General features: G+C 64.6%; 23 protein-coding genes. 18 read left to right on the forward strand and 5 right to left on the reverse strand.

What is annotated here, in order from left to right:
- The first annotated feature begins 146 nt into the window (after positions 1 to 146).
- The 16 genes from BZB76_RS00005 (at position 147) to BZB76_RS00075 (ending at position 15,149) form a co-directional block, all read left to right on the forward strand.
- Positions 147 to 551, forward strand: a complete 405-nt coding sequence (locus BZB76_RS00005; RefSeq protein ID WP_121432230.1) for a hypothetical protein — start codon at positions 147 to 149, stop codon at positions 549 to 551.
- 1 nt (position 552) lies between these two features.
- Positions 553 to 828 (forward strand): hypothetical protein, encoded by a 276-nt coding sequence (locus tag BZB76_RS00010; protein WP_147339710.1) that lies wholly within the window; start codon positions 553 to 555, stop codon positions 826 to 828.
- A gap of 205 nt (positions 829 to 1,033) precedes the next feature.
- The gene (locus BZB76_RS00015) at positions 1,034 to 1,480 is read left to right on the forward strand and encodes a hypothetical protein (protein ID WP_121432232.1); all 447 of its coding nucleotides are present in this window, start codon (positions 1,034 to 1,036) and stop codon (positions 1,478 to 1,480) included.
- Positions 1,481 to 1,623: 143 nt separating this feature from the next.
- Complete coding sequence (locus BZB76_RS00020; protein ID WP_147449231.1) at positions 1,624 to 2,409, forward strand: hypothetical protein; 786 nt, start codon at positions 1,624 to 1,626, stop codon at positions 2,407 to 2,409.
- A gap of 105 nt (positions 2,410 to 2,514) precedes the next feature.
- On the forward strand, positions 2,515 to 3,165 hold the full coding sequence (locus tag BZB76_RS00025) for a hypothetical protein (RefSeq protein WP_147449232.1): 651 nt from the start codon (positions 2,515 to 2,517) through the stop codon (positions 3,163 to 3,165).
- A 749-nt stretch (positions 3,166 to 3,914) separates the two neighbouring features.
- The gene (locus BZB76_RS00030) at positions 3,915 to 4,397 is read left to right on the forward strand and encodes a DUF3085 domain-containing protein (RefSeq protein ID WP_121432235.1); all 483 of its coding nucleotides are present in this window, start codon (positions 3,915 to 3,917) and stop codon (positions 4,395 to 4,397) included.
- Positions 4,398 to 4,633: 236 nt separating this feature from the next.
- Positions 4,634 to 5,722, forward strand: coding sequence for a DUF3560 domain-containing protein (locus tag BZB76_RS00035; protein ID WP_121432236.1), 1,089 nt, complete (start codon positions 4,634 to 4,636; stop codon positions 5,720 to 5,722).
- 232 nt (positions 5,723 to 5,954) lie between these two features.
- Positions 5,955 to 7,484, forward strand: a complete 1,530-nt coding sequence (locus tag BZB76_RS00040; protein WP_246006674.1) for a YifB family Mg chelatase-like AAA ATPase — start codon at positions 5,955 to 5,957, stop codon at positions 7,482 to 7,484.
- A gap of 127 nt (positions 7,485 to 7,611) precedes the next feature.
- Positions 7,612 to 8,286 carry a hypothetical protein gene (locus BZB76_RS00045; protein WP_147449233.1) on the forward strand — a complete coding sequence of 225 codons (675 nt, stop codon included), beginning with the start codon at positions 7,612 to 7,614 and terminating at the stop codon, positions 8,284 to 8,286.
- A gap of 300 nt (positions 8,287 to 8,586) precedes the next feature.
- Positions 8,587 to 9,405, forward strand: coding sequence for a hypothetical protein (locus BZB76_RS34020; protein ID WP_147449234.1), 819 nt, complete (start codon positions 8,587 to 8,589; stop codon positions 9,403 to 9,405).
- A gap of 134 nt (positions 9,406 to 9,539) precedes the next feature.
- The gene (locus BZB76_RS00055) at positions 9,540 to 10,652 is read left to right on the forward strand and encodes a DUF4192 domain-containing protein (RefSeq protein ID WP_170180438.1); all 1,113 of its coding nucleotides are present in this window, start codon (positions 9,540 to 9,542) and stop codon (positions 10,650 to 10,652) included.
- A gap of 305 nt (positions 10,653 to 10,957) precedes the next feature.
- On the forward strand, positions 10,958 to 11,359 hold the full coding sequence (locus BZB76_RS00060; protein WP_121432241.1) for a hypothetical protein: 402 nt from the start codon (positions 10,958 to 10,960) through the stop codon (positions 11,357 to 11,359).
- Between the two features lie 504 nt (positions 11,360 to 11,863).
- Positions 11,864 to 12,307, forward strand: a complete 444-nt coding sequence (locus BZB76_RS34025; protein WP_147449235.1) for a hypothetical protein — start codon at positions 11,864 to 11,866, stop codon at positions 12,305 to 12,307.
- A 386-nt stretch (positions 12,308 to 12,693) separates the two neighbouring features.
- A complete protein-coding gene (locus BZB76_RS00065; RefSeq protein WP_121432242.1) occupies positions 12,694 to 13,608 on the forward strand; it encodes a phosphoadenosine phosphosulfate reductase domain-containing protein in 915 nt (304 codons plus the stop codon).
- Entirely contained in the window at positions 13,602 to 14,078 is a 477-nt protein-coding gene (locus BZB76_RS00070) for a hypothetical protein (RefSeq protein ID WP_121432243.1), read from the forward strand. Before BZB76_RS00065 ends, BZB76_RS00070 begins: the two co-directional genes overlap by 7 nt.
- Positions 14,079 to 14,651: 573 nt before the next feature.
- Positions 14,652 to 15,149: a hypothetical protein gene (locus tag BZB76_RS00075; protein WP_121433350.1), complete on the forward strand. Its 498-nt coding sequence runs from the start codon at positions 14,652 to 14,654 to the stop codon at positions 15,147 to 15,149.
- A gap of 91 nt (positions 15,150 to 15,240) precedes the next feature.
- Here BZB76_RS00075 and BZB76_RS00080 read toward each other — a convergent pair whose 3' ends face one another.
- The 5 genes from BZB76_RS00080 to BZB76_RS00100 form a co-directional block, all read right to left on the reverse strand.
- Entirely contained in the window at positions 15,241 to 18,105 is a 2,865-nt protein-coding gene (locus BZB76_RS00080) for an OmpA family protein (protein ID WP_170180439.1), read from the reverse strand.
- A gap of 460 nt (positions 18,106 to 18,565) precedes the next feature.
- Positions 18,566 to 19,825: a cytochrome P450 gene (locus BZB76_RS00085; RefSeq protein WP_147449236.1), complete on the reverse strand. Its 1,260-nt coding sequence runs from the start codon at positions 19,823 to 19,825 to the stop codon at positions 18,566 to 18,568.
- Between the two features lie 59 nt (positions 19,826 to 19,884).
- On the reverse strand, positions 19,885 to 20,301 hold the full coding sequence (locus BZB76_RS00090; protein WP_121432246.1) for a hypothetical protein: 417 nt from the start codon (positions 20,299 to 20,301) through the stop codon (positions 19,885 to 19,887).
- A 101-nt stretch (positions 20,302 to 20,402) separates the two neighbouring features.
- Positions 20,403 to 20,846 carry a hypothetical protein gene (locus BZB76_RS00095; protein WP_147449237.1) on the reverse strand — a complete coding sequence of 148 codons (444 nt, stop codon included), beginning with the start codon at positions 20,844 to 20,846 and terminating at the stop codon, positions 20,403 to 20,405.
- 234 nt (positions 20,847 to 21,080) lie between these two features.
- Positions 21,081 to 21,284: a hypothetical protein gene (locus BZB76_RS00100; RefSeq protein WP_117404296.1), complete on the reverse strand. Its 204-nt coding sequence runs from the start codon at positions 21,282 to 21,284 to the stop codon at positions 21,081 to 21,083.
- A gap of 1,168 nt (positions 21,285 to 22,452) precedes the next feature.
- Here BZB76_RS00100 and BZB76_RS00105 point away from each other — a divergent pair.
- Both BZB76_RS00105 and BZB76_RS00110 read left to right on the forward strand, forming a co-directional pair.
- Entirely contained in the window at positions 22,453 to 23,046 is a 594-nt protein-coding gene (locus BZB76_RS00105) for an SAF domain-containing protein (protein WP_170180440.1), read from the forward strand.
- Positions 23,043 to 23,852 carry a P-loop NTPase family protein gene (locus BZB76_RS00110; protein ID WP_147449238.1) on the forward strand — a complete coding sequence of 270 codons (810 nt, stop codon included), beginning with the start codon at positions 23,043 to 23,045 and terminating at the stop codon, positions 23,850 to 23,852. Before BZB76_RS00105 ends, BZB76_RS00110 begins: the two co-directional genes overlap by 4 nt.
- Positions 23,853 to 23,915 lie beyond the last annotated feature (63 nt).

A 23,915-nucleotide genomic window follows, 5' to 3' on the forward strand; every position in this document is an offset into this window, starting at 1 on the left:
CCGCTGGAACAGCTCCCACAACTCCTCCGGCACCAGCCGCTCGACCATCTCCACGGCCGCAGACTACCGGCGCCAACCCAAATGAGATGACGTCTTAGTGCCCCGGGATGCCCGCTCCTGCACCCGAGATACTGGGAGGAGTGTCGATGATCCATAAGAGTCACATCACCGAGGACTCGCCGCGGGCAGTCCGGGAAATGCTCAAGACACTCGCCCGGCTGGCGGGCGAGCGCGAGGACGACGCGGCCCGTTCGGCAACCATGCTCCAGAAAACGGAAACCAACCACCAGCAACGGCAGATGGCCGATACGCGAATGCGGCCGGAGGACGAGGCCCGCATCGCGCGGTCCAAGGCCGACACCGCGCGGCATCTGCTGATCGAGGCTTGGGTTGCCGCCGGGTACGACGACGAGGGCCGGCGATGGATCTCCCGCACCGAGGCCGAGCGATTCGCCGACGCAATGATCCAGATCGCACTGGCCGAACGCTGCGTCCCCAGCTTGAGCCTGGAATTGGAGGATGTCTTCACCGGCAGGATCGAGGTGACCTGACATGCCGCGAGAGCCCGATCGGGTCGGCTGCCGTCACCCGGGTTGTGCGGGCGCGATCGAGGCATGGGCGCCCTTGTGGCTCAGTTTGCACGCCGACGGAACCTGGTCGGTCTACGGAGTCGGCGACGAAGCAGCTGAGATCATCTGCGACGAGCACGGCCACAACAACCTCACCACGGTCCTGCACAAGAGCCTGAGCGCGTTCCTGGACGAATTGCTGCCCAACGGCACCTGGCAAGGCGCACGCCCCGCGCCGGGAGACACCCCGGAACTGTGAAACCCACCACCGCGCAAGCGAGGGCATGACGCCAACCGACAGCGCGTCCCTGATGGCCGATGCGCGGGCCCGAGCAAGGACCACGTTTCAGGCTACCCCACGCGGTACCTCACGCTGCGCCGCCGTCGTGGTCACGCAACTCCCCATATTCCAGGCCCGGCTATGCGAAAGCGAGATGAATCTTAAAGGGCAAGGAGAACCGCCGATGCAGCCATACACCATCAACGTGTCCGGTTCAGAGCGCCACGACGGCGAGAAGCCCTACACCTACGTCCTGAACACCGAAAGCCTTCCCGAGGAAAAAGCAGCGGCATGGCTGTATCACCTCTGGTTTGCCCAGTCGGAGCAGGGATTGGTGGCCTTCGACGTAACGATCCTGAACCAGCCGAACTGGTGGGACGCCCACGGACGAAACGCCGACGTGGTGGTCATCGACTGCCCTGAATTCCCCTGCCACCCGGGGATCCCCTCGCAGTGCACGGATCGCTGCCACCGCGACGCGATTGTGGAACCGACATCGTGTCGCTGCCCATTCGCGTGGTACTGGATTTACCGCACGCCACAAACCTGCCTACCGGTCGGCGCGATCGACCGGCTGAAGGAACTCGGCTACGACCTCCCCACATCACCGCCAGAAGAGACCACTTGGTGAAACCAGCTAATCCTATCAAAACTACCCCTCATCGCCGCAGACAGGCCGGGTGATCCGGACCTCGCTTATGCGACGGCCTCGCCTAAGCGACTGGAGATCCATATGGAGGTGTCGTGCAGATCGCGTCAGAACAGGAGTTCCCCATGATCACCGAACTGTTCGCGCCGCTGGACATCGAGTGTCTGATCAAGACCGCCGTCGAACTGTGGGAACAGATTGATGTTGGCGACCTGTCCGAACGCCAACAGCAAGTTCTCAACCGTGCCCGCCACGCCATGTACGCCGAGTGCGCAGGCGAGGAGCCGGGCGCCCCGATGACGACCGCTATCCCCGGGCCAAGCCCGCAGCGGGCGTGGGTGCTACGCCGCTGGGACCGTCACAGTGACGAGGTGACGCTCTGGGCCGACGGGAACTCCGCCCTGCGGGCCCTGGCCGAGCACGCCCGGTCGAGCTGGGACAGCATCGCCGACCGGGACGATGTTCCCAACCAACCGCCCACCGATAACCGCCAAGCCGTCGACCTGTACTACAGCCCCGAGCAGGAGCGCGGCGAGGAGGGCTACACCCTGTACACCGACGAAATCCGCACGAGCGCCCCGCCTAGCGGCACCAGGCTCGTGACGGCGCACGGCTACCAATTCCCCAACACGAAAGACTGCGAGCGGGCCAACCGCGCCGCTGCCTTCCACCCCATGCGCGACAAGGACACTCTGCCGTGCATCGAGGTCGCAGGCATTCAGGTCTACACCTACCTCGACCCCACAACGCGAACTGTTCGAGTCTCCATCCACCTCGACACCACTGACGCCGCCCTCCTACGGCCCGACGAGACGGTACCGCTGCGCGTGATGTGCGGGGACGAGGTCCTCTTCGACGACACCGACCCATCAGAGGAACCGCCGCCGCGAACTATGGTCGCCACCGGTTGACACCTGGGTGAAAAATTCGCGCATTCCCTTCAGCTAGCCGCATTTGGCGTCGCCAATTCTAGGCATGCAAGATCCCCCCGTCCGACTACAACAGGGGGAGGCTCCATGGACGACCGAGGCCGATCGGACCATGATCTGGCCAGTACGGACAGCGCCAGCCCGATTCACGTCGTTGGCGAGCAGCAACAGCTCGCGTTGCCAGGCACGCTATGGCCGGCGGGCTGTGACCGTGGTCAAAGCGATCCTTTGTTCTTCGCACCGGTCACCAAGCAGCAGGCCAACGAGCTCCTCGTGGCCTTCAGGCACCCACTCGGCCCGTTCACCCGCCCCTTCGGCTATCAGGCGTGGGGTCTGGCGATCGACGGCCAGGCAGTCGCTGTCGCGGTGTCCGGCTCGACGGTCGGCGCGCGTGCCGCTGGTTTCGCGCGCCGCGAGGTCGTCGACCTCGCCCGGATCGCGCGCCACCCGCAGCATCCAGGAATCATGCGAGTCATGCTCCGGCTCTGGCGTGACTACCTGGCGCCCCGCTGGGACTACTGGCCCGTCCGGGCCGCGGTCAGTTACGCATTGCCCGGCAAGACCGGGAACCTCTACCGATTTGACGGATGGCGCAAAGCCGGAGTGTGCAAGCCCTGGGCTGGCGGGGGCACCTGGAGCAACCCTTCCAGAGCGAACACGATGGCCGATGGGATTAAAACCGTGTTCGTCTACGAATACCCACCGCCGACTCCGTCGCGATCGACTCAGAGGCCGTAAACGCTCTTCTGTTCATCGTTTTCCGAGCACTGCCAGGGCAAGCAAGCGAGCCGCCGGAGCGCCCAGCCTTCGGTTGCAGATAGTGCGGCCTATCAGACACCACCATTCACACTTCCAGAGATGGCTGTGCCGTCGATGACGCCGCAATGAAAGCCAGCAGTCGATCAGCGGGTTCAGTCAAGGGCACATCGCCAGATTAGAGTGGGAAGAGAGGACGATGCACGAAAGGAACCGGCTGGTTCACTTTGAACACAAAGGAGAAGCCGGTCAGCCAACCGCGACTTCTTACCGGGTGCCAGCCTCAGCTCCAGATGTCTTGACCGAGGCTCAAGCGAAAGAGTTCGATCCTAGCCCTAGCACCGCCACCCTCTGCGACGAATGTAGCGAGTGGATCAATGACGCCAACCCGGGAATGCTCAGCGTCGACCACGCATCGAGCTGCTCGCTGTATCCCGCGACGATCCGCTGCAAGTTTTGTGGCGAACTCGCCACAAGGCGACCGCTCACCTGCATGACGGCGGTTGGGTTGGCGGCGAGTGTTGCTGGGAAGCGCGACTGCGCGGCAGCGAGTAGCAAGCCAGTGCGCCCCAGCTCACCCCTGATCTCTGATTCCGTCGCCGCGCCAACGAATGGGGCTCCGCCGCCGCATATCCTGCGTTAACGGTTGATCGCTAATCAGTTCGCGCACCTTCTCGCTTCCCATGGCGCCGATGAAAGCGTCATTCCCAGGATGAAAGGATTGCATTGGCATGCCCAGACCATCGGTCGAATTTCGCTTCGGGTTGGCCGCGGTCTTGCGGCTGGCTGAAGATGCCGCTGCGGCCAATGAGCACACCACACGCTGGGAACCCGGTCCAGCCCTGAATCACCCAGGTTTCGAGGTCGATGCCGGACCTTGCCTGATCCTGGTCCGCGACGACGGCGTCTACTTAATGTCGACTGACAAGAACGCCCCGAGGGACGCCGAGGGCCGCGTCCCGCTCTGTTATGCCAGTGGTTTCGATCCCCGATGCGGAGACTGGTGGAGCCGGTGGAACCGCACCGGGCTGCCCGGCGACGACTTCGCCGAGTATCTGGAGTTGGTCGAATCAAATCTGCTCGATGATCTGCGTGTCGCCGCCGAGCGCGGCTATCAATGTTTTGTCATCACTTTGGGCGAGGAGGTCTTCAGCCTTAACTTCGAGCGCGACTTCCCACCGAAGCCCAACAATCAGGCTTCCTTGGATGAGTAGTGAATCGAAATTCCGGATGGGCACGGGAGGGACTTTGTTGGACTCCTGACATCCTCCGCGAACCAGCCCGGCTCCGGAATCAGCCAGAAAGGTCCACGGCAACTCCAGGGAGTCTAGCGGGTCTAGGTAGTTTCCGGATCTAAACACTGGCGCCCGATATGCGGAGTTTGTAGAAGTTTCTTCACCTGCCCAGGAAATGCCCAGCTTCGACTCTTTAGGACTTTGGAGGGATTGGTATGCCAATTGTCATCAGGCATACCCGTGACGACGGCACTTTGATCGAGGGATCTGAAAAGGGCGATGGTGTTTATGAGGTACTGCGCGACTTGCGGTGTGGATGGCGGTGGATGCGCTCGATCGGCAGGATCGGGTTGCAGCGCAGCCGGTTCAAGGCGGCCAAACGGTATGAGATCGAGCAAGCCGCGCGGGCATTGCGGGCGGCGGGGCACGACGTCCAGGTCGACATCGATGACACGACGCTGCCTGCGACTGGCTTCGCCGAGCAGGAAGCCGAGCGCGTCCAACGCGCCGACCAGCGTGCAGACCGCTACGGCGACTACGCGGGTAATGCGGCGGCGCGTTCTGAAGCGGCGTACGCGCGCTACCGCCAGTCCGCCGGCAGTTGGCCCTTGGGGCAACCGCTGCTCTCGGACTCGGCGCGTGCCGCGCACCGCCGGATGATGGGCGCCCACGACGCCTCCATGGCTGAACAGGACAAGGTCCGGTATTGGGCGGGCCGCCGCCGGGCCGCCCAGGCCCACCAGCGCCACCGGGAGGCTTTGCCGACCGTGCTGCGCCGGATCGAGCGGCTGGAGCAGCAGCGCCGGCGACTGGTGCGGCTGCTGGAGGGCGAGTACCGGTGGGTCGACGACGACGGCGGGCCCGCGCTTATGCGCCGCGGCGGCGAGATCTACCGCAAGGTCGCCCCTGCCCCGGCCGATGCGGGCCGGTGGACCGCCGACCTCATCCAGCTCGATGGGGAGCTGGGCTACTGGCGCGACGTGGTCACCGACAGGCAAAAGGCTGGGCAGAAGGTCTGGAGCAAGGACGATTTCAGCGTGGGTGATTTCGTGAAACGGCATGGGACTTGGTTTGAGGTCATGCGGGTCAACAACAAGTCGGTCACGGTGCCGTGGATGATCGGCGGAGTCACTCGCGAGATCTACACCGTAGCCGATGCCCGTCGGCAGTTCCCGCAGGACAAGAAGGTCAGCACGGACACGATCCCCTATAACAAGGTCGAGGGTCGCGCTTCGGCCCAGGAGGTCCGCGAAGCAATGACGCGCGCCAATAGCGAGAAACATCATTTCGATAGCGGAAATTAGCCCACAAAGGGCTGGGGATCAGGATCGCTACTGCCCGCACTCTTTCGTGCTTATGCCCGTGGGTTCCTGCGGGGGCTCCGGATTTCTCGCAAATCCGCACGTGCGTTCTCCCGAGCGGAGAACCACTTATTTGGACGGGGCTTGATCTCGTCTAGCTGTCGTTGCTCGCCTCAACCCCCGACGAAAGGTTTGATGTGCCATGGGTATAGCCCGTACGCGCGCGATCGCGCTGGTGGGCATCGAGGCCGTCGTGGTCGACGTCGAAGGGTCGATCACCGATGGGACGCCCGGCTTGCACCTGATCGGGCTCTCGGACACGGTCCGTAACGAGATCCGCGATCGTGTTCGAGCCGCCATCATCAACTCCGACCAGCAGTTCCCTCACCGCCATATCGCGGTCAGCCTGTTCCCCGTCAGCCTGCCCAAACAGGGAAGCGTCTTCGACCTGGCCATCGCCGTGGCCGTCCTGGCTGCCAGCGGCACTATCCCGGCCCAAGCGTGCGCGAGCATGGCGCTGATCGGAGAGCTGGGACTGGATGGGCAGGTGCGGCCTGTTCACGGCGTGCTGCCCGCCGTGCTGGCAGCCGTCGACGCCGGTGTCAGCGTAGTGGTCGTCCCTCAGGCCAATGCCGCTGAAGCAGCGCTGGTGCCCGGGATCGACGTGATCGGTGTCACCTCGCTGGGCGGGCTGATCGCGCAGCTGCGCGGCATGTCACCGCCCGACGAAGGCGGCGACGATCCGCACGACAGCTACTACCACCCCACCGCCCACCCCGCGATCGGGCTGCCCGGCGATCTGGATCTAGCTCAGGTGCGAGGGCAAGCCGGTGGGCGCGAGGCGATCGAAGTGGCCGCCGCGGGCGGTCACCACCTCGCTCTGGTCGGCCCCGTCGGCACGGGTGCGGTCATGCTCGCCGAGCGGCTACCGGGCCTATTGCCCGACCTCGATCACGACACCGCACTGGAGGTGACCGCCCTGCACTCCCTCGCGGGTCTCCTCTCACCCGACAAGCCTCTGATCGTCCGGCCTCCATTCCGCGCGCCGCACCACACCGATCCGCGCGGCGCCGTCCTCGGCGCCAGGACCAGCCGCGCCGTTCGCCCCGGGGCGGTCGCCCTCGCCCACCGAGGAGTGCTGTTCCTGGACGCCGCGCCCGAATTCTCCGTCCAGACGCTGAAGTCGCTGGCCCGGCCTCTGGAGGACGGGACGGTCACCGTCAGCGGAGCCGAAGGGATCGTGACCTTTCCCGCTCGTCCGATCGCGGTGCTGGCAGCCCACCCGTGCCCGTGCGGCGCACCAGGCTCGCAGGCGTGCATGTGCCCGCCCGGCGTCCGCCAGCGCTACCTGGCCCGGCTGCCGCGATCGCTGCTGGACCGCGTCGGCATCAAGGTCCGGCTCACCCCGGCATCGCCGACCGAGCTTCGCCGTGATCTGGCCGCGGCCGAGTCCAGCAGACGCGTCGCCGACCGGGTCCAGGCAGCCCGTGACCGCGCCGCGCGTCGGCTGGCGGGCACGCCGTGGCGCACCAACGCCGAGATCCCAGGCCCGGAACTGCGGCGCCGTTTCACCCCACCAGCGCAGGCGACCGCGATACTCGACGCCGCGCTGGCCGGCGGCCAACTGACTCCGCGCGGCCTCGACCAGGTGCTTCGCCTGGCCTGGACCCTCGCTGATCTCGCGGGCAGCACCGCGCCGAGCCCTGAGGACATCACCATCGCTGTGCGTTTGTGGGACGGCTTCAGCGAACCACCGAACAGCTGACTCAAGCAGGCCAGTTCCGGTTCTCCATCGCCCTGAAGGGGGGTGTTCACGCATGCGTGAAAGTGGTGTGACCGTCGGGAGATTCTTCGCGCGGTGTCGACTCGCCTACCGGGACGACACCGGCCAGATGCGGCTCTGCGACACGAAGTTCGACCTCCCGGCTGAGTTCGTTGAGCACATGGCGGACGTGCACGGGCGCACCCAGCCCCGGCCCCCGGGTCGGACCCCGAAAGCGCGCACCTGGCGGCGCCCGCAACGGACTCGACAGCTGTATGAACCCAAAGAATACGGAGTCGGCGCCTGGGTCACCTTCGCCGAAAGCCGTGACGACAAGATCGTCCTACGGCGTGGACAGGTGTGGTCTCTGGGCCCGCCCCGCATCGGCAACAGCCGGTGGGTGGTACCCGCCGACGGCGGCGATGCGGTCGTGGTGAGGATCAACCAACGTCCGGTCCTCACCAGCCGAACCTTGCTGGACGTCGTCCCCGGGCACAACATGCACCGGCAGAACCTGCGGCGGGCCGAGAACCTGCGCCGATTCGGCCGGCTCTTCCCCGTAGTGGTCAGCAAGCACTGGGAGTACCTGTGGTCCACCGGTAAGACGCTGGTCGAGTCGTGGTGCTGGCACGTCGACCCGATGTGCCCGGACGCAGTCGGGAGAGCGGCACCCTCTAAACAATTCCAGCCCTTCAACATCACTCAGGTCGTTCTGGAGTTGATCAGCGGCCGGATCAACGCTTCGACCTCACGCTTTTGCCGCCGCTGTTTTTGGCTCGACGACACCAATGACACAGCGGCCTGACCACGCCGACCTGCCCTGGCGATACTCAGGCGCAGCGCAACTGACGCAATCGCTCAAGGAGCCCCGTAGAGCGCGGTGCGCCGCGACCACAGGGACCAAACGCCCAGCACATGGTCATGCCCCGGGCTGGGACGACATGAGCGACCAGGACAAAAGTGTGGCGCTCATGCACGTTGCCAAGCGGGACCACGAAGGCAGCGACGAATACGTCATCGAGCACCACTCAAGGCCCGCTACCCCGGCGGTCCCTGCTCTACCAAGCTGAACCCCAAAACGGCCAGCAGCCATGCTGTGCGCCTGGTGGGCGACCTTGAGGAACTCGGCGAAAGAATCGGCCAGGACGAGTACGACCAGCTGCTCACGCTCGCCTTCACCCGTCGGGACGAGGGACTTACACGCAGCGCACTCGATTGCCAATTCTGTCGTCACCGCCCCTTTCCACCGAAAGCAACAAAGGAGTGCAACATGCCTGATACGCACCTGCCAACTCCTGCGGTCTGGCGAGGCTTGCCCGTTCCATGGGTGGTCCGCTGGACCGGAGAAAAGGTCGACCCTTCGCTGCGACTCGGCTGGCAGGAGGGGCGGCTGGCCTACCGCCGCGAACTGCCCACCGACCGACGTTTCGGCGCGTTGTGGTACCGCAACCGAACCGGCAGGTCAGGCGAGCCGGAATTCGCCGAAATCCATACAGGGCGGCAGCTGGCCTGCATGACCAGCGGCATTTGCCAAGTCTGTGGTGGTAATGCAGCCGAGACCGACGGTCGAATCGCCTGGCTGCTGCCGGGAGATGAATGGCCGCTGCTGACCAATCCGACCGAACCCAACCTGGTGCCGACGCCGCCCACATGTCGTGCCTGCTGGTCCCTGGCAGCGAGTTCTTGCCCGCATCTGCGGACAGTCGGCTCCGTCCCCGTCACGGCGGCGGCCGCAGTACCTGCCGCCGCTCATGGCGACCTGTACCGACTTGGACAGGCCGCACCTTGCGCCCGCAATGTCATGGTGCCACTGACCAATCACAGTGCCTTGCGTCGGATGCTGGCCAAGCAACTGATCGTGGAACTCCGCGACATCCGGGCCGCGGGAGACCGCACCTCGGCGCAGGTGCCGGGTTCCGGTTAACACGGACCCGCGCGCTCTCCTCTCCCCCATTGTCCGACACCTTTTCCGATTGACACATAGGGATGTGATTTCTAATGCCGAGCGAGCGTGAGCCGAGGCCGAATACCCCAGTACCGGAGGACACAGCAGAGAAGGTGGGTGACGGGATCAAGCTTTCACGCCTGGTTGTCAGCTCCCCTGTGGACGCGATCGCTGTGGCGGCCTACCTGGTGGGCTTCCACCCTTCGCTCAGCCTGGTGGTCGTCGGTATCTCCGACCAGGAAGGGGTGATGGTAATGCGGCGCGATCTTACGCCGGCACATCAGGTCGCCGACGTCGATGCCAGCGATCTCAGCAGTGCTGAGGGAGCCGAATCGGTCGACGAATGCTTGATGTCCATGCTGAAACGCAACGAGATGTCCGCGGTGCTGCTGCTCGGCTACGGACCCGAGGAACTGGTCACTCCCGCGATGAACAGCGTTTCGCAAGCCGCAGAGCAGGCCGAACTGCCGGTGTGGGTAGCGTTGCGCATCGACCAAGGGCGTTGGTGGTCCTACACCTGCCAGGACCCCGCCTGCTGCCCGCCGGAAGGCACCGCCTACGACATCAGCACTAGCGTGATCGCCGCACAGGCGACGTTGGCCGGACAGGTCGTCCTGCACAACCGCGACGAACTCATCGACTCAGTCGCGCCTCTCCAGGGGCCTGCGCGCACGGCGATGCACCAGGCCACCCAACGCGCCGAACAACGGATGTGTGAACAGATGACCGCCAACGGTTCGGCTACCGACAACGCCGCCCAGGTGGTGGACGAAGGGCGGAGGTTCATCGCGGAACTCGCCGACCGGGTCCGCGACGGTCGGGCGCGGCTCACCGACGATGAAGCCGCCTGGCTCGGGCTGCTACTGCTCAGCCTTCGGCTCCGCGACGAGGCGTGGGTGCGCATCGACGTCGATCACCTGCACCAGCACATCGCGTTCTGGCGGGACATGACCCGCCGGGTTCAAGAGCCTTACGCCGCCGCCCCGGCAAGCCTGCTGGCATACGCCGCATTCGCCAGTGGAGACGGCGGACTGGCCAATGTCGCTCTCGACCGCGCCGAGGCCGCCGACCCGGCCTACACGATGGCGCACCTGCTCCGTGACGTCATCGTGGCGGGCATTCCACCAAAACATGTGCGATTGAACATCACACCCGAGGAACTGGCCACTGGCTACGCCGAGCAGAAGCTCACTCAAGGCCACGATGGTTCCAACAGTCCATCCTAGTTCCGGACCACCATTCATTCGTCCTCGTGCATACCTTCACCGGCGCGCCGATCCGTCCTGACATGCGCGTAAGTGACAACTGCCGGCCCTGTCCAAACTTTGGGCAGGGCCGGTCCGAGCGCAGCTCCGCTAGCTACCGTTAGCTGCCGTTCGATATCTGGGTCGTGGGAAACCAACTCATTGAGCGTCCCTTCAAAGGCACTAGATCAAATTGCACTAGACAGCCGACCTCAAGTTTCTGTATTTCGAGAACCGCACTTCTGGGTGTATTCCGTCAGCCATCGCAGATGAAGGGAGGTGTCGTCGTGTCTCACCAGCTTCCTCGCTGGGTTATCCGTTCTCAGCACGCGTACCAACCAGCGCGCCTCAGCAAGCTGAGCTACACCAACCACGGGGATGCCTGCGCTGACCTGGCGCTTACGCTGGAATCCCTGGCGTTGTTCCTGCCCGGCCTGTCCAGCTTCGGCCGGGTTCTAGCGCTGCGCGAGGCCGCCGAGGCCGTCAAGAGCGGACGGTTCGACGTATGCCTCGACAACAAGATCGTTATGACGTTCCGCGTGGTCGAGCTGGACGCTCGGGGGCGGCCGCTCGGCCTTGACCAGATCCCCGACCTGACCGCGGGTCCTATCCCGGTCTCCACGATCGAAGCAGCCGAGTCTGCCGCCTTCCGGTCTGCCGACGACCGGGACACGCGCGGTTCGCAGTGATCGCTACCACAATGCTCAGCGCGGCCATCTGGCCCGTCGGCGAGGCACTCGGCTGTAGTCCTGACCTTCGATGCGGGTGAGGTCGTCGGCCATCACCTGTCGTCGTCGACCCTGCCATTGAAGTCCGCTCCATTCCATCCACGCGACCTCGGCGCCCCATGCCCCGTCTGGTGCCTGCTGCCATTGCAGAAGGAAGACGGCGCCCCCTGCGGTGGCCGAGAAGACAACGGGTGCGATCACGGGCATAGCCCCTGTTCTACCCGACCTACCACAACAGGCCGAACGTGTGTTCGCATCGATGGGCGTCGGGTGGCCGCATCCCCATGGGAGGGCCTCCCTGCCCGAGTCTCTCGATGGGCCGCTCGGGTCGCAGTTCACCCATCGGGCCTCGCGTCTCCCGTCCCCACGCGCCGCAGTCCGCAGTGCCTGACCACGACCAAGAGCGGCAACCGAGAAGGGCGGCCCCTTCGTGGGCAGCCCAAGCAGAAGAAGGGAGGAAAAGGCGTGCAAGTTGGCGACGGAGTCACGCGAAAACCTGGACACCGAGTAGCCGAGCGGGCACGCAACCACGGCAAGGTCGTCAGAATCGAGCAGCGCACCCTGTTCGGCCTCAGCTCCAGGTGGACCACGATCCGCACCGACGACGGCGTGGAAGTCCCCCACACGCCCGATGAACTGCTCCGGCTCTGGGAACGAGCAGATCGCTGGATCCCTGATGCTCTGTCCTGGTGGCCCGATATTCCCGAGAGCACACCCTACAGGCGTATCCGCGTCATCGATGTGGCCGAGGTACACGGATATCGCTACCAGCTTCAGGGCAGCGCCGGTCGGTGGTTCATCGTCCGCGATCTCTTGGAACCCAAGCCAAACACCCCAAGACTTCGCACGAAGTTTTTTCCAAACCAGCAGATCGCGCAAGAGGTATTCACCCACTTGACCACGGTCTAAAACCTCCAAGGCCCGACGCTCCGACGACGTCTTCGTCGCTTGGCCCGCGTCGTACGGGTCATCTGAGACCGACGCCGTCAACGGTTGGCACCATGCCAATAACTGCAATCCCTCTCGCCGAGCAGCCCCATACACAGCAGCAACTTATGGTCACCGCGTGAGGCTCCCTGCCTCTGCTCCACGCCAGAAACGGCTGCTGGCCTCTACCAGCCAGGACGATTTCGCCCTGTGACAGGGCAGGGGCGCTGCTCTGCGCAATGACCGGCCCACGCCGCCGCAGGCTGAGTCGAGCGGTACTTCTCACGACTATCAGTGCCCCATGAATCAGCGTCGTCCCTCCCCGGATTACGGGCGTGCGAATCTTTCTCGCAAGACCAGGTGCGGACATGACCGACCCAAACAACGCAGTACACCTATCTGCCGATTACAGCGCACCACCGGACTTGAAAACCTACGACATACTTCTTTGTAACATATCTGGCGGAAAAGACTCTCAAGCAATGCTCGACGTTGTCGTAGAAGCCACAAAAAATGCTGGCGTCGGCGATCGCGTCGTCACCGTATTTTGCGACCTCGGCGATGAGGATGAATGGCCGGGGACCAAACAACTAGCGGCCGAACACGCAGCACACTACTGCGTACGCCATGAGATCGTATTCCGTCAAGTGCCAGACGGTGCAGGAGCGATGCGCCAGCAAGGGCTGACTGAGCACATCGAGTCTCGACGACAGCAAAAGTGGCCGGACAAGGCTCGTAGATTTTGCACAAGTGACATGAAGCGGGCCCCTGTACACAAACTCATGACCCGGCTCGTGGCTGAAAAGCGAGCTCTGGGCATCATCGGGCGCAGGGTGCGGATTCTAAATATTATGGGGATGCGGGCTGAGGAGAGTATCGATCGGGCAGCCATGGTCCCCTATAGAAACGATGCCCGCGCTTCCAACAAAACCAAGCGCGAGGTCGATGAATGGCTGCCGTTGCTTGACTGGAAAGTGCAGCAGGTCTGGGCACGACTCGCCAAGGCACGTACCCGCATTCATCCAATCTATGCCGTGCTGCCCCGGCTCTCCTGCCGGTTCTGTGTTCTGGCGGGTCGTCGGCATCTGGTGACCGCAGCCCGGCTCGACCCAGCTGGCGCCCGCCGCCGTGCGGAACTGGAAGCAGCGATGGAACACCAGTTCAGGCCCGATGTGTCTATGGCACAGATTCTCGCCGAAGCTGAGGCGATCAACCGGGTCGATGGGCCGCTAGCCGTTGATGGGCTGGAGATCCCGAATCATATCGAAATTGGAGAATGGTGATGAAGCCCTTTACCCTCAACGAGGAGGCAGCGCGGGAGTGGCTAAGCGAGCTTGTCGTCGCGCACGAACTGGTTGATCTGGATAACCCAATTGAGAACCAAGGGAGGAGAATAGGGCCGCAAGTCCATCTTGCTTGGCGGCCCCGTGAGCCGGGCCAGGAAGACGCTGTCTCCTGCTTGATCGAGCGAGCCCATGATCAGAAGGATGTGCTATCCCATTCCGAACACGCCACGACTGCTATTGAGTTTATCGACGACGGCAATGATTGGTGCTACCGGTTCCTACTGCACGTCAGCGCCCCTGTGGCGGTGACTCTCGCTGGCCCAGCGATGGAAGTCGGTCAACTCGGCGTGGATGCGGTGTGCGGAGTTGATGCAGCGCTTGGGATCCTCCGTGAAGCCCAGCAATCTGCAAACTCGCTCCTCGGGCAGCTCAACGCATTCGTCGCAGCGATGACCCCCGACACTTGATGCGTCCACCTGGGACACGCGCGAGGAACCAGGAGCGGCCACCGCCAAAGCGAGTTCTCACCATGTGACCGGATGCAAGAGGGTCGACCCCCGCACGCGGGGGTCGACCCCTTTGATCAAATCCCATACTAGATAGCAGAACACAGTAGGAGACCGATCGCTCCCTCATGATACGCCTTCGGACACAGAGCCGGTAAGGCCGATCCGGCCACTGCCCCACGCGATCATTGGTGGTTCGGGACCGTGCGACCTGGACCCTGTTGACGGCCAGGGCCCACGCGCGTCCCTGACCTTGGGGGCCCGCAGCCGCGCCTTAACGACCAGCACATCCTCCCAGTGGCGGATACCGGGCAGTCGTCGACATCGGCGGGGGCCACTGGCTGATCAGCGCGCAGGGGTCGAGGAAGCGCGTGGCGCGCTGGCCGACGCGCCGATCTTGGCGTCGGGCCTGGCCCCTGGGTGGCCGCGGGCCGGCCTTGCCCCACCCTGACGGGCTCGGCCTGCATCCCTTCCAGCGGCCGGCCCCGACGGGAACCTTGCTCCGGCATGGATGGGGTGGAAGGGTGGTGCCAGATGAACGATGACCTTGCGGCAGTGCTCTTCGACGTAGTGGAGCGACAGGAGCGGCACATCCGGGCTAACGAGTACCTGGCGATCGCCGCACTCGACGGGCAGCGCAAGTTGATGCTCAGTGACTACGACTATCTGCGGGATCGCGCCGCCGCAGTCGCGTTCGAGCAACGAGCAGCCACCCACGTCCGCCGCGTTGCCGCAGTCCGATGGGTTCTGGCCGTCCCGCAGGTCTGGGTGATCAACGAGCGGGATGTGGCCGCTCGTGCCCCCTCTCCCCACCCGCTGCGCCCCGGGGAGGAGGAGGGCGTCACGTGGATGGGCTTTGATCAAGAAGACGGCATCGACTACGGCGTCGTGCCCTACACACGCCGACCCAGCGGCGAACCTGTTTTCGACGACCCCAAGGTATTCACCGTACCGGTCATCCCCGGTGACCTCATGCCGGGGCACTCGCTCTTGCGCGCCCTTCTAGACGATGACTCGCCAACTGAAGACTGACTCACTACCGAGCGCTATCCAATCGCTCACGCTAATGGGTTTCAGTATCGATATGTCGTCATCGCTTCTCAGCTACAAAACCGATTCTGCTTCAGCGTTGACCCATTTGTGAGCTACCGCGGGGGTGGAGCAAACGCCACAGGAGTTGTTGGGTTTCCTCGCTCGGGTCGACTGCCAGATCCTCCAGGGAGGTCTCCAAGAGACGATAGGTACGTCGTACGGCATCAGACCGGCCGAGCTTGGCCTGCAAGGTCATGATGTGCTGGTAGATCTCTTCAGCGTAGCGGTCGAGCGATCGTGCGCGTTCGAGGACCGTAAGAGCTCGCTCGGGTTCGTGACGCTCGTAGAGGATGGCCAGGTGGATCAAGGCTTCGACGGCTTGGCGCCGTAGCGTCTCCCGTTCGGGTTCGATCCATTCGTATGCCTGCTCGAAGGATGCCTCAGCGGCCAGGTGTCCCTGGTAGGTGTCGGCGGCCTCCTGCAACAACACTGCCTGGTCCTGGTCGCGTTCGGCCTGGGATGCCTCATGCAAGGCGGTGTGGAAACGCCACAGGTCGACACTGATGAGCTCGGGATCGATGCCGTAGCGATCCGCGGTCCGGGCGATGAAGCTCTCATCGATTCGCCCGGTAGCGCGTTTGAGGGTCTGGCGGGTCTCGTGCAGCAGGGCGTGAAAGCGCATCACGGCAAGTTTGTGGTCGACGTCCGGCCATAGCGCCGCCACGATCGCGTCGCGACTGGCGCCTTCGGCGTGGACGGCCAGATGGGTCAACAGCTCCCGGCCCTTGCCACGAATACCGGTCTCCAGAATCTGGCCGTCAACTCTTACGGTCGGATGTCCTAGGACCTGCAAGTAGACGGGGCGGTCCCCGCGAGCCTGTGGCACTAGTGGCGCCGACCGCGTCATGGACACCGGGGAGCGCACGGCCGTCTTCGTCTGCGCCGCAGGCTGGGGTTCTGATTCGGGCTCTGGTGCGCCGTGCGCGCTGCGGATCAGTTCGATGACCTGGTCGGCATCCTGTTGCTCGATGTGGAAGAGGCGTAGCCCGTCCCAGATGTCGCTGCCAGCACCGGTCCAGGAGGTGACCTGTGCCGCGTCATCAAGATGCACTGTGGGGCCGACCGGGTGCTCGCCGAGAGTGATGATGGCGATGTCGTAATCGGAGGCAGCCACAGTTACGGCTTCCAAGCGGCGCTGCTGCTCTGGGGCGGAGGTAGCCATCAGGACCAGTCGGGGCAGGGGCTCGGTCGGGTCGGCCTGACGGACCGCCGCTAGATCGTGGCTGTCGGGCGCGGTGTCGAGCAGGCGAGCACGGTGGATGCGCTCGGACGCCAGCAGCCGCAGTGCCGCATTCAGGTCAGCGGTAACGCGCAAGGCTCGGGCGTATTGGGTGAGCTCGTCGACCTGGTCGGGGTTAAGTGCGAGCACCTGCGTGGCATCGCTGCGGGGGATAATGATCTCTACATCGTGGTCACCCGCGTGCATCAGGAACGTGAGCAGCAGTGCTCGGGCGACCGCGATCCCGCCGGGCCCTTTCAGTCCGACGAGGAATCCGCCGATCGGAACTGTGATCTCTTGGTGGTCACGTACTCCCAGGACGATCCGACCGCTGGATGGCAGCGGAAACAGGTGGAGTCGACTGGGCTCGTCGGGCGGCTGTTCAGGATCGGAACTATGCGCTTCGCGGCCGAGGTCGACGCGCCGTAGTCGGCGGATGGTCGGCGATGGTGGCGGTTCGTGGCGGGCCAGATCGGGGCCGGTGGCGGGTGTGCGATGCCGGCGGCGCCGGTGCAGCCGGGTGACCACGAGCGCGGTGCCGACACCGGCTGCGAACGACAGGCCGACGATCGCGCCGGAGGGGAGGTCCACCGTGAATGGGTGATCTGTGGAGGCGGGTGGGCTCGTGGGAGATGAGTCTTGCGATGTGGCCGATTCCGACGGGATTCCAGATGTTGTCGCCGTCTCCGACGGGGTGGGTGGTGGCGTCGGCTGGGAGGGGGCGGTCTGATTGGCCGGTGGTGAGGGTGGCGGGCTGCCTGAGTTACCGTCGCCCTGCTCGTGAGGTGGCCTGGCGGTCGGGCTGGCCGGTGGCGCGTGCCGGGTTTTGAGGGTGTAGGTGATCTCGACGCGGCGGTTGCGTGCTCGCCCGGATGGGTCGTCGCTGCCGTCCGCGTGGGTCTCGACGGCGATCGGCGTGCGCTCGCCTTTGCCACTGACTTCGAACCGAAAGCCGTGGGCTGCCAGCTCACCGAGCGCCTCTCGGACGGTGCGAGCTCGTTGGATCGACAGGCGCTGGTTGTAGTCGGCGGGGCCGTGTGCGTCCGTGTGGCCGACGATGCTGATCGGCTGTGCCGGGTCGGCATCGGTTCCGATGTCGCGGGTTGTCCGAGCCAGAGCCTCCTTGACAGGCGTAGACAACTGGGCAGACCCGAACCCGAATCGCACCGTGACTTGGTGTCTCTGCGGGCGGGTGGCCGACTGGCCAGGCGCCGCATCCCGGTTCAGGGACCCGACGCGGCTCGTGAGAGTGGAGGGCGAATCGTACTGGCCGCCCACCGCACTGTCGGAATCGGTGGTTGCTGAGGGGGACTGCGTGTATGGGGGCGGGGCCGCGGCAGCCACATTGTGAGGCACGGAGGGGAGCGTGCTTGCTCGGCTCACGGCAGCTGTCGTTCCGATGACGGCCACACCCAGCGTGGTGACCAGGAGCGCAGCCAGACGTTGAGGGCCATCCAGTCCTGGAATGTGCGGCGCGGGTCGGTCCCGCAGCCGGGCACCGGTCTCCAGCACCAGCAGTGCAATCCAGATCAGCCAAAAGCCCCAGGCGACGTAGGTGAGGAAGCCGAGAAACAGCGTTCCGTCGTCGCGCCGGGACAAGGTAGAAAGGATCTCGTCCCAGTCGGGGATCCGCTCGGGGATCGGCGATCCGGCGAGCGCAACGAACAGGTACGGCACGCCGACTGTGACCGCGCCTAGTACCAGGGCCGAGCCTATGCCCCGCAAGACTCTGCCGATGCGGCGGCGCCACCGACGTGGCGAGGGGGAGGAAACCATGAAGATCCGTGTGCTGAAATTGACTCCTGTGCTTCGACGGTGGGGAGGTCGTCGTCCTTACTGAATTAGCACGTAACAGCAGCACACGGCAACGATGGGGCGTTCGTACTGCTGAGGCTCGCCGACATTGAAGGATTGGAATTCAGCTGCGTTCGGTGAGTTCGCCGGCTTGCAGTGATCGGTTTGGGCACTGCAGGACGCGCAAACGAGCTGGGGAGACATGAATTCGTCGTCCGGAGGCGCCTGGAGACGGCCACGCCGGAGATCGCAAGAGGCCAGAACCAGTCAGGTCCCTCGCCGTGGCGACGGCTCGCTCCGCTGAGAGGTGGGCCCACACCGATGTACCGCCGCTGTCTCATCGCTACGACGCCGGCTGGTGAGTAACCGGTCCGATCAGTTGTACTGGTAGATTGATGAATCCTCGCAGATTACTGCCCCGCTCGCGGTGCGGTTGTCCGCTGAGCTCGATTGTTGGATAACGGCGTAGCATGCGGCGAAAGAACTCGGTCGCTTCTAGCCGAGCAAGGTGGGCTCCGAGGCAGTAGTGGATACCACTCCCGAAGGACAATGGCGGAGCTTGGGTGCGGTTGATGTTGAAGTGGTCAGGGTCGGTGAATTGCGCCGGGTCGCGGTTGGCTGCAGCGAGAAGGGCGATGACGAATTGCCCGGGTACCAGCTCGATGTCAGCTAGCGTGCATGGCTGAAGGACGGTGCGCGGGTTGAGGTGGGCGGGCGGCTCAAAGCGCAGGATCTCCTCGATCGCGCGGGGTATCAGGTCGGGGTTCGAACGAAGTAGATCGAGTTGATCAGGATGGGTGAGCAGGGTATGCAGGCCGTTGCCGAGCAGCTTGGCGGTGGTCTCCAGCCCGGCTCCAAGAAGCAAGATCGCGGTGGCGATCATCTCGGTGTCGGTCAAAGCTTCGTCATCTCGGGCAACCGCCAACCGGGTGAGCAGGTCACCTTTGTGGTGGCGGCGTTTGTGGGTGAGCAGGCGGGTGAAGTAGTCGGCCAGTTCGGCTTCCGCCTCGGCGGCCCTGCCAAGAATGGTGGGATCGGTGAAGGGCTCGAAGACTTTCATGGCTTGGGGCACCAAGGTGGCGAGCCGTGGCCGGTCGGCGGAGGGTACGCCGAGCAGTTCGCCGATCACTTGGGTGGGGAGTGGGAAGGCGACGGTGCTGATGAAGTCTCCGCCGGGCTGTTGGGCTAGTTGGTTCAGGAGTTGGTCGCTGTGCCTGCCGATCGTTGCCGTCAGGGCCCCGACGTGGCGATGTGTGAAGGCGGAGCTGACCAGTCGGCGTAGCCGGGTGTGGTGCGGTGGATTGGCGAACACCATGGTGTGCCGCCAGCGGCTCATAACCGCTTCGGCCTCATCCTGCGGTAGGTACTTGAGGTGGGCAACGCTCTCGTCGCCTCGTCCGAGGGCTCGGTGGCGTAGGGCGGCTTCGACGTCGCTGTAGCGGGATAGAACCATCCAGTCCGAGCCGGTGCGAAGGATGGGTGCCTGGTCTCTTAGTTGCCGGTATAGGACGAACGGATCCACCTCGGGATCACCGGCCAGGATCTGACGTAGCAGGCGCGTGGGCTCACCGGACGTTGTGGGCGAGGCATGAGGTTCTTCCACGGTGCTTTCCGATCGCGTCGGCAAGTCGGAGGGACTGTGCGCTGCGCGTGCTCGTGTAGTTATGAGTCAGAGCGGGGGGCAATCACTGGAAGGCGACGCGCATAACGGTTCTGCTCAGCGTTGATGTCGGCTAAAGCTTCGGCCATGTCTTGAGTGATCAAATCCTCGCGGACGAAGACAGTGTGCACGCTGCCCTGGAGATCGAGCACGGCTGGCTGTAGCGGGGCGGGCATCTGTTCTGGTGGGAGCCGGTGCATCCTGATTTCGGGTCTCGGCTCGGTCGGGGTGGTAAGCGAGATAGTTGTTTGGGTATAGCGGTTGGCTAACGCCTCGAACTCGCGGGCGAGTTCCTCAGAGATCTTGTCTGCGCGGCAGTAGTAGATCCAGCCTGCAAGAGTCCTGTGAACTAAGACAGGACCAAGCCTTTCGTCCATTTCCTCCGGACCTAGCCTGACGAATCGCGACGGGATGCTCATTTCATCCCCCTACAGCTTAGAGAGTTCCCGATTTCTATCGATCAGAATCACGGACAGTCAATGCACATCCCCTCTGCCACATGGGTTCGATCGTAACCCCCTCAACTCGAAGGCGCCCCAGTGTCCGCGTCATCTGGGGGTTCGCTCAGGCGCCGGGTTTGGCGGCGGACGAACTCCTCGGCCATTCGGCGGAGCATGCGCTTGTCCTCATCTGGCAGGTCTCTCGCCAGACGGAACAAGATCCATTCATCTGAGCCGAGCCTGATTTCGCTGATCTCATACTCCAGCCACTGACGTGCGGCCAGAGTTTTCACCAGTTCTTCGGGGACCTCCATGGCGGCGGCCAGGGCGCGCATCTGCCATGGCTCAGGAGCTTTGGCCACCTGCCCCGCCGCCAGCTTGCTGATCCACTGGAACCCGAGCGTCTGTCCGCTCTGCGGGTCGGTCGCACGTACAGCCATGCGTCGATAGCTGAGTCCAGAAGCGTTGTGATCGCGGACGAACTCGCTGAGCGCCAGTTGCCGCGGTTCGGGTGTCGTTGCCATGCGCCTCTCCTCACCCGCCCGTCCCTCTTTACAACCCTACCCGACAGTGTCTTACTATCTCGACAGATCGTCCTAGTTTCGCGACAGAGGGCGGAGATCATGAGGCGACACTACGGTCCGGCTGATACAGCGCGGAGCCCTAACATCTCGCCTGCTCACACACCCTCCCTTCATCAAACACTCCTGTTCGCCGCGCTGCTGATCAGTGCATGCGGCGGCAACGATGACCCAGTGTCACTCCCCTCCAGCCGGGCACCCAGCCCACCAGCGGCATCGACGACGGTCCAGGACGCGGTTAAACACAGCTACAGCCAGTACTGGGTGGTACTCCCCCAGGCTGAACAGTCCGCCCGCCCACAGCATCGCCGTGAGCTCCTCGGGCAATACGCAGCGCAGCCGCTCCTCGACGACGTACTCGGCAATATCGAAGAGCTCCACGCCAAGAACCTGACCTCCATCGGGCACATCGTTGTTCGCATCGAAAAGGTGCAGGTCAAAGGGAGCCAGGCGACGGTGTGGGATTGCCAGGACAGCACGAATGCGCAGCTGAAGAACTCCCGCACAGGGAAGATCACCAGTCGCGGGACACCAAACGATCATCTACGAGCAACACTTGCGCGAGGATCTGATCGGCAATGGCGTATCACTCGCATCTCTCCACTAGGACGCTGCTAGGGCGTCCGCTATCGATAACGGCGACGGGCCTGGCTGTCGCGATGACCTGCGCCGTAGCACCCGCGGGTGTCGCAATGGCGCGACAAGACCCGATTCCGCCAGAGCCTTACCCGTGGGGCTATGGCTACGGCGCCGAGAAGCCCGGCCACGGCGGCAACTCCGGCGGTGGCGAGGGCGGGAACAGAGCACCAGACCCACCCGCGGGCGGAGACGAGGGTGATGGCGCCGCTGGCCCCGTAACCATTTGTGGTGCGTGGCGGTACGGAACCGACGTGTGCGGTCCCTTCACCTTCCCTGGAGAAGCTCCTGCGGGCAACGCGCCGGCTCCGACCGTGTCGCCTGTGCAGTTGGCCCAGCAAGCGTGGGGGCGGCTTCCGATCCCCAAACCCGAAGTTCGGACCGCGCCGCCGCGTGGGTCGGAGGGACTGGTGGGACTACCGCAGTGGTTCTGGGTGACCAACTGGACCAGCCACGCCGATCGAGTGTCGGCCGGCGGTGTCTGGGCCCAGGTCACAGCACGACCGACCAGCTTGGTGATCAATCCGGGGTCGGGGTTGCCATCGGTGAGCTGTAGCGGCGCTGGCCGGGCCTACGACCGCAGGCTCCCCGCACACGCGCAGCGGTCGGAGTGCTCCTACACCTATCAGCGTTCGTCGGCGGGTCTGCCGGGGTCGGCGTATCGGGTGACGGTGACCGTGACGTGGGGTGGGACCTGGGTCGGTTCCGGAGGGGCCGGGGGTGCGCTACCGGCCTTGTCGCGGTCGGCAACGTTCTCGCTGCGAGTCGCCGAGGGCCAAGCGGTGACGGGAGGTCGATGATGGCGCGCAAAGCCCCATACGTCCAGGAGTACACCCCTGCACCCAGCTCCGATGGCCATCAATCGCGCGGCCGAGATTCGCTGCCTACTCTCCCGCGGCAGCGGCGCCGCCGGATGGTCGTCATCGGCATGCTGCTGGTTCTGGCCGGGGCGCTGTCGGCTGCCTACCTCTACACCGGGATCGGTGATCGCACAGCGGTCGTGATGGTCGCCCGCGATGTGTCCGTCGGCTCCCAGATCACCGTGTCGGACGTAGCGACCACGCAGGTGGACGCTGGCCAAGGCGTGTCGCTCATACCCGGGCGGCAACTCCAGCAAGTCGTGGGGCGGGTCGCAGCTGTGGATCTGCACAAGGGCACGCTGCTGGCGCCCTCGCAGGTGACCACTGAGTTGAGTCCACGACCAGGTCAGCAAGTGGTCCCGGTCGCGCTCAAGGCCAGTCAGCTCCCAGCCCGCGGGCTGGCGCCAGGTGACCAGGTCCTAGTGATCGCCGCCCCTGGCCAACAAGGACAAGACCCCGCAGCACCTGGGACCAGAGATCAGCTGACGCAGGATACGGCGGCGACTGTTGATCGGGTCAGTGCCCCTGATGCCGAAGGCAGCGTGCGGGTCGACCTCGTGGTCGACGCCCGGGTGGGCCCGGCGATTGCCAAGCAGGCGTCCACTGGGCGGCTGGCGGTAGTGGTGACCTCACGGAGGCCACAGTGAGCATGATCGCCTTCACCAGCCCCGGAGACGCCCCCGGCACCACCACCACGACTTTTGCGATGGCGCTGACCTGGCCGAGCCGGGTGCTACTGGCCGAGTGCTCCCCGGCAGGCGGACAGATTCTGCGCGGCTACTTCCAGTGCCATACACCGCCGGTGGGCGGGCTGTGGGATCTGGCGCTGGCCGCCGTGCGCGGCTCGGACGCCGCCAGGACCGCGCTGTGGGAGCAGACCATCGCCTTGGACGACGAACGCCAGCATCTACTACTTCCCGGTTTGGTCGACCCTTTCCTGGCAACCGAGTTCTCGGCGGCCACCTGGGACAATCTGGCGGCCACATTCTCGGCGCTGCCGTTCACCGTGCTCGCTGACACCGGGCCCATCAGCCCGGAGCAGCCCTTCGCGTTGTTGCGCGCCGCCGAGCTGGTAACCGTTGTAATGCGGCCGACGCTGGCTCAGGTCGCTGCGGCACGCCCGCGGATTGCCCGGCTCCGTCAAGCCCTGGGCCCGACCGTGCCGTTGGCGTTGTGCCTGATTGGGGGGCGCCCCTACACCGTGCGCGACCTTCGCGCCGAACTCGGCGAGTTCGCGGTGACGGCCACGCTGCCGATCGACGAAAAGGCCGCCAGCGTGCTGTCGCGGGGCGGCGGCAGCGATCGGGCCCGCCGGCGAATTGAAGTCAGTCCGCTCATGCGCGCCGCCCGCACCGCCGCAAACCAAGCGTTGAGCTTCACGACCGCACAACGCATGGCCTTGACCGGACCGAGTTCCGGACGGGCCCCAGCGGTGGGAGAGGGACGGCAATGAGCAACCGTTCACTGTGGCCCACCGGTGGATCGGCTGGATGGCCCAGCTCGGTTACTGGACACC

Origin of the sequence: Actinomadura pelletieri DSM 43383 (assembly GCF_003634705.1) — a bacterium.
Lineage (GTDB): Bacteria > Actinomycetota > Actinomycetes > Streptosporangiales > Streptosporangiaceae > Spirillospora > Spirillospora pelletieri.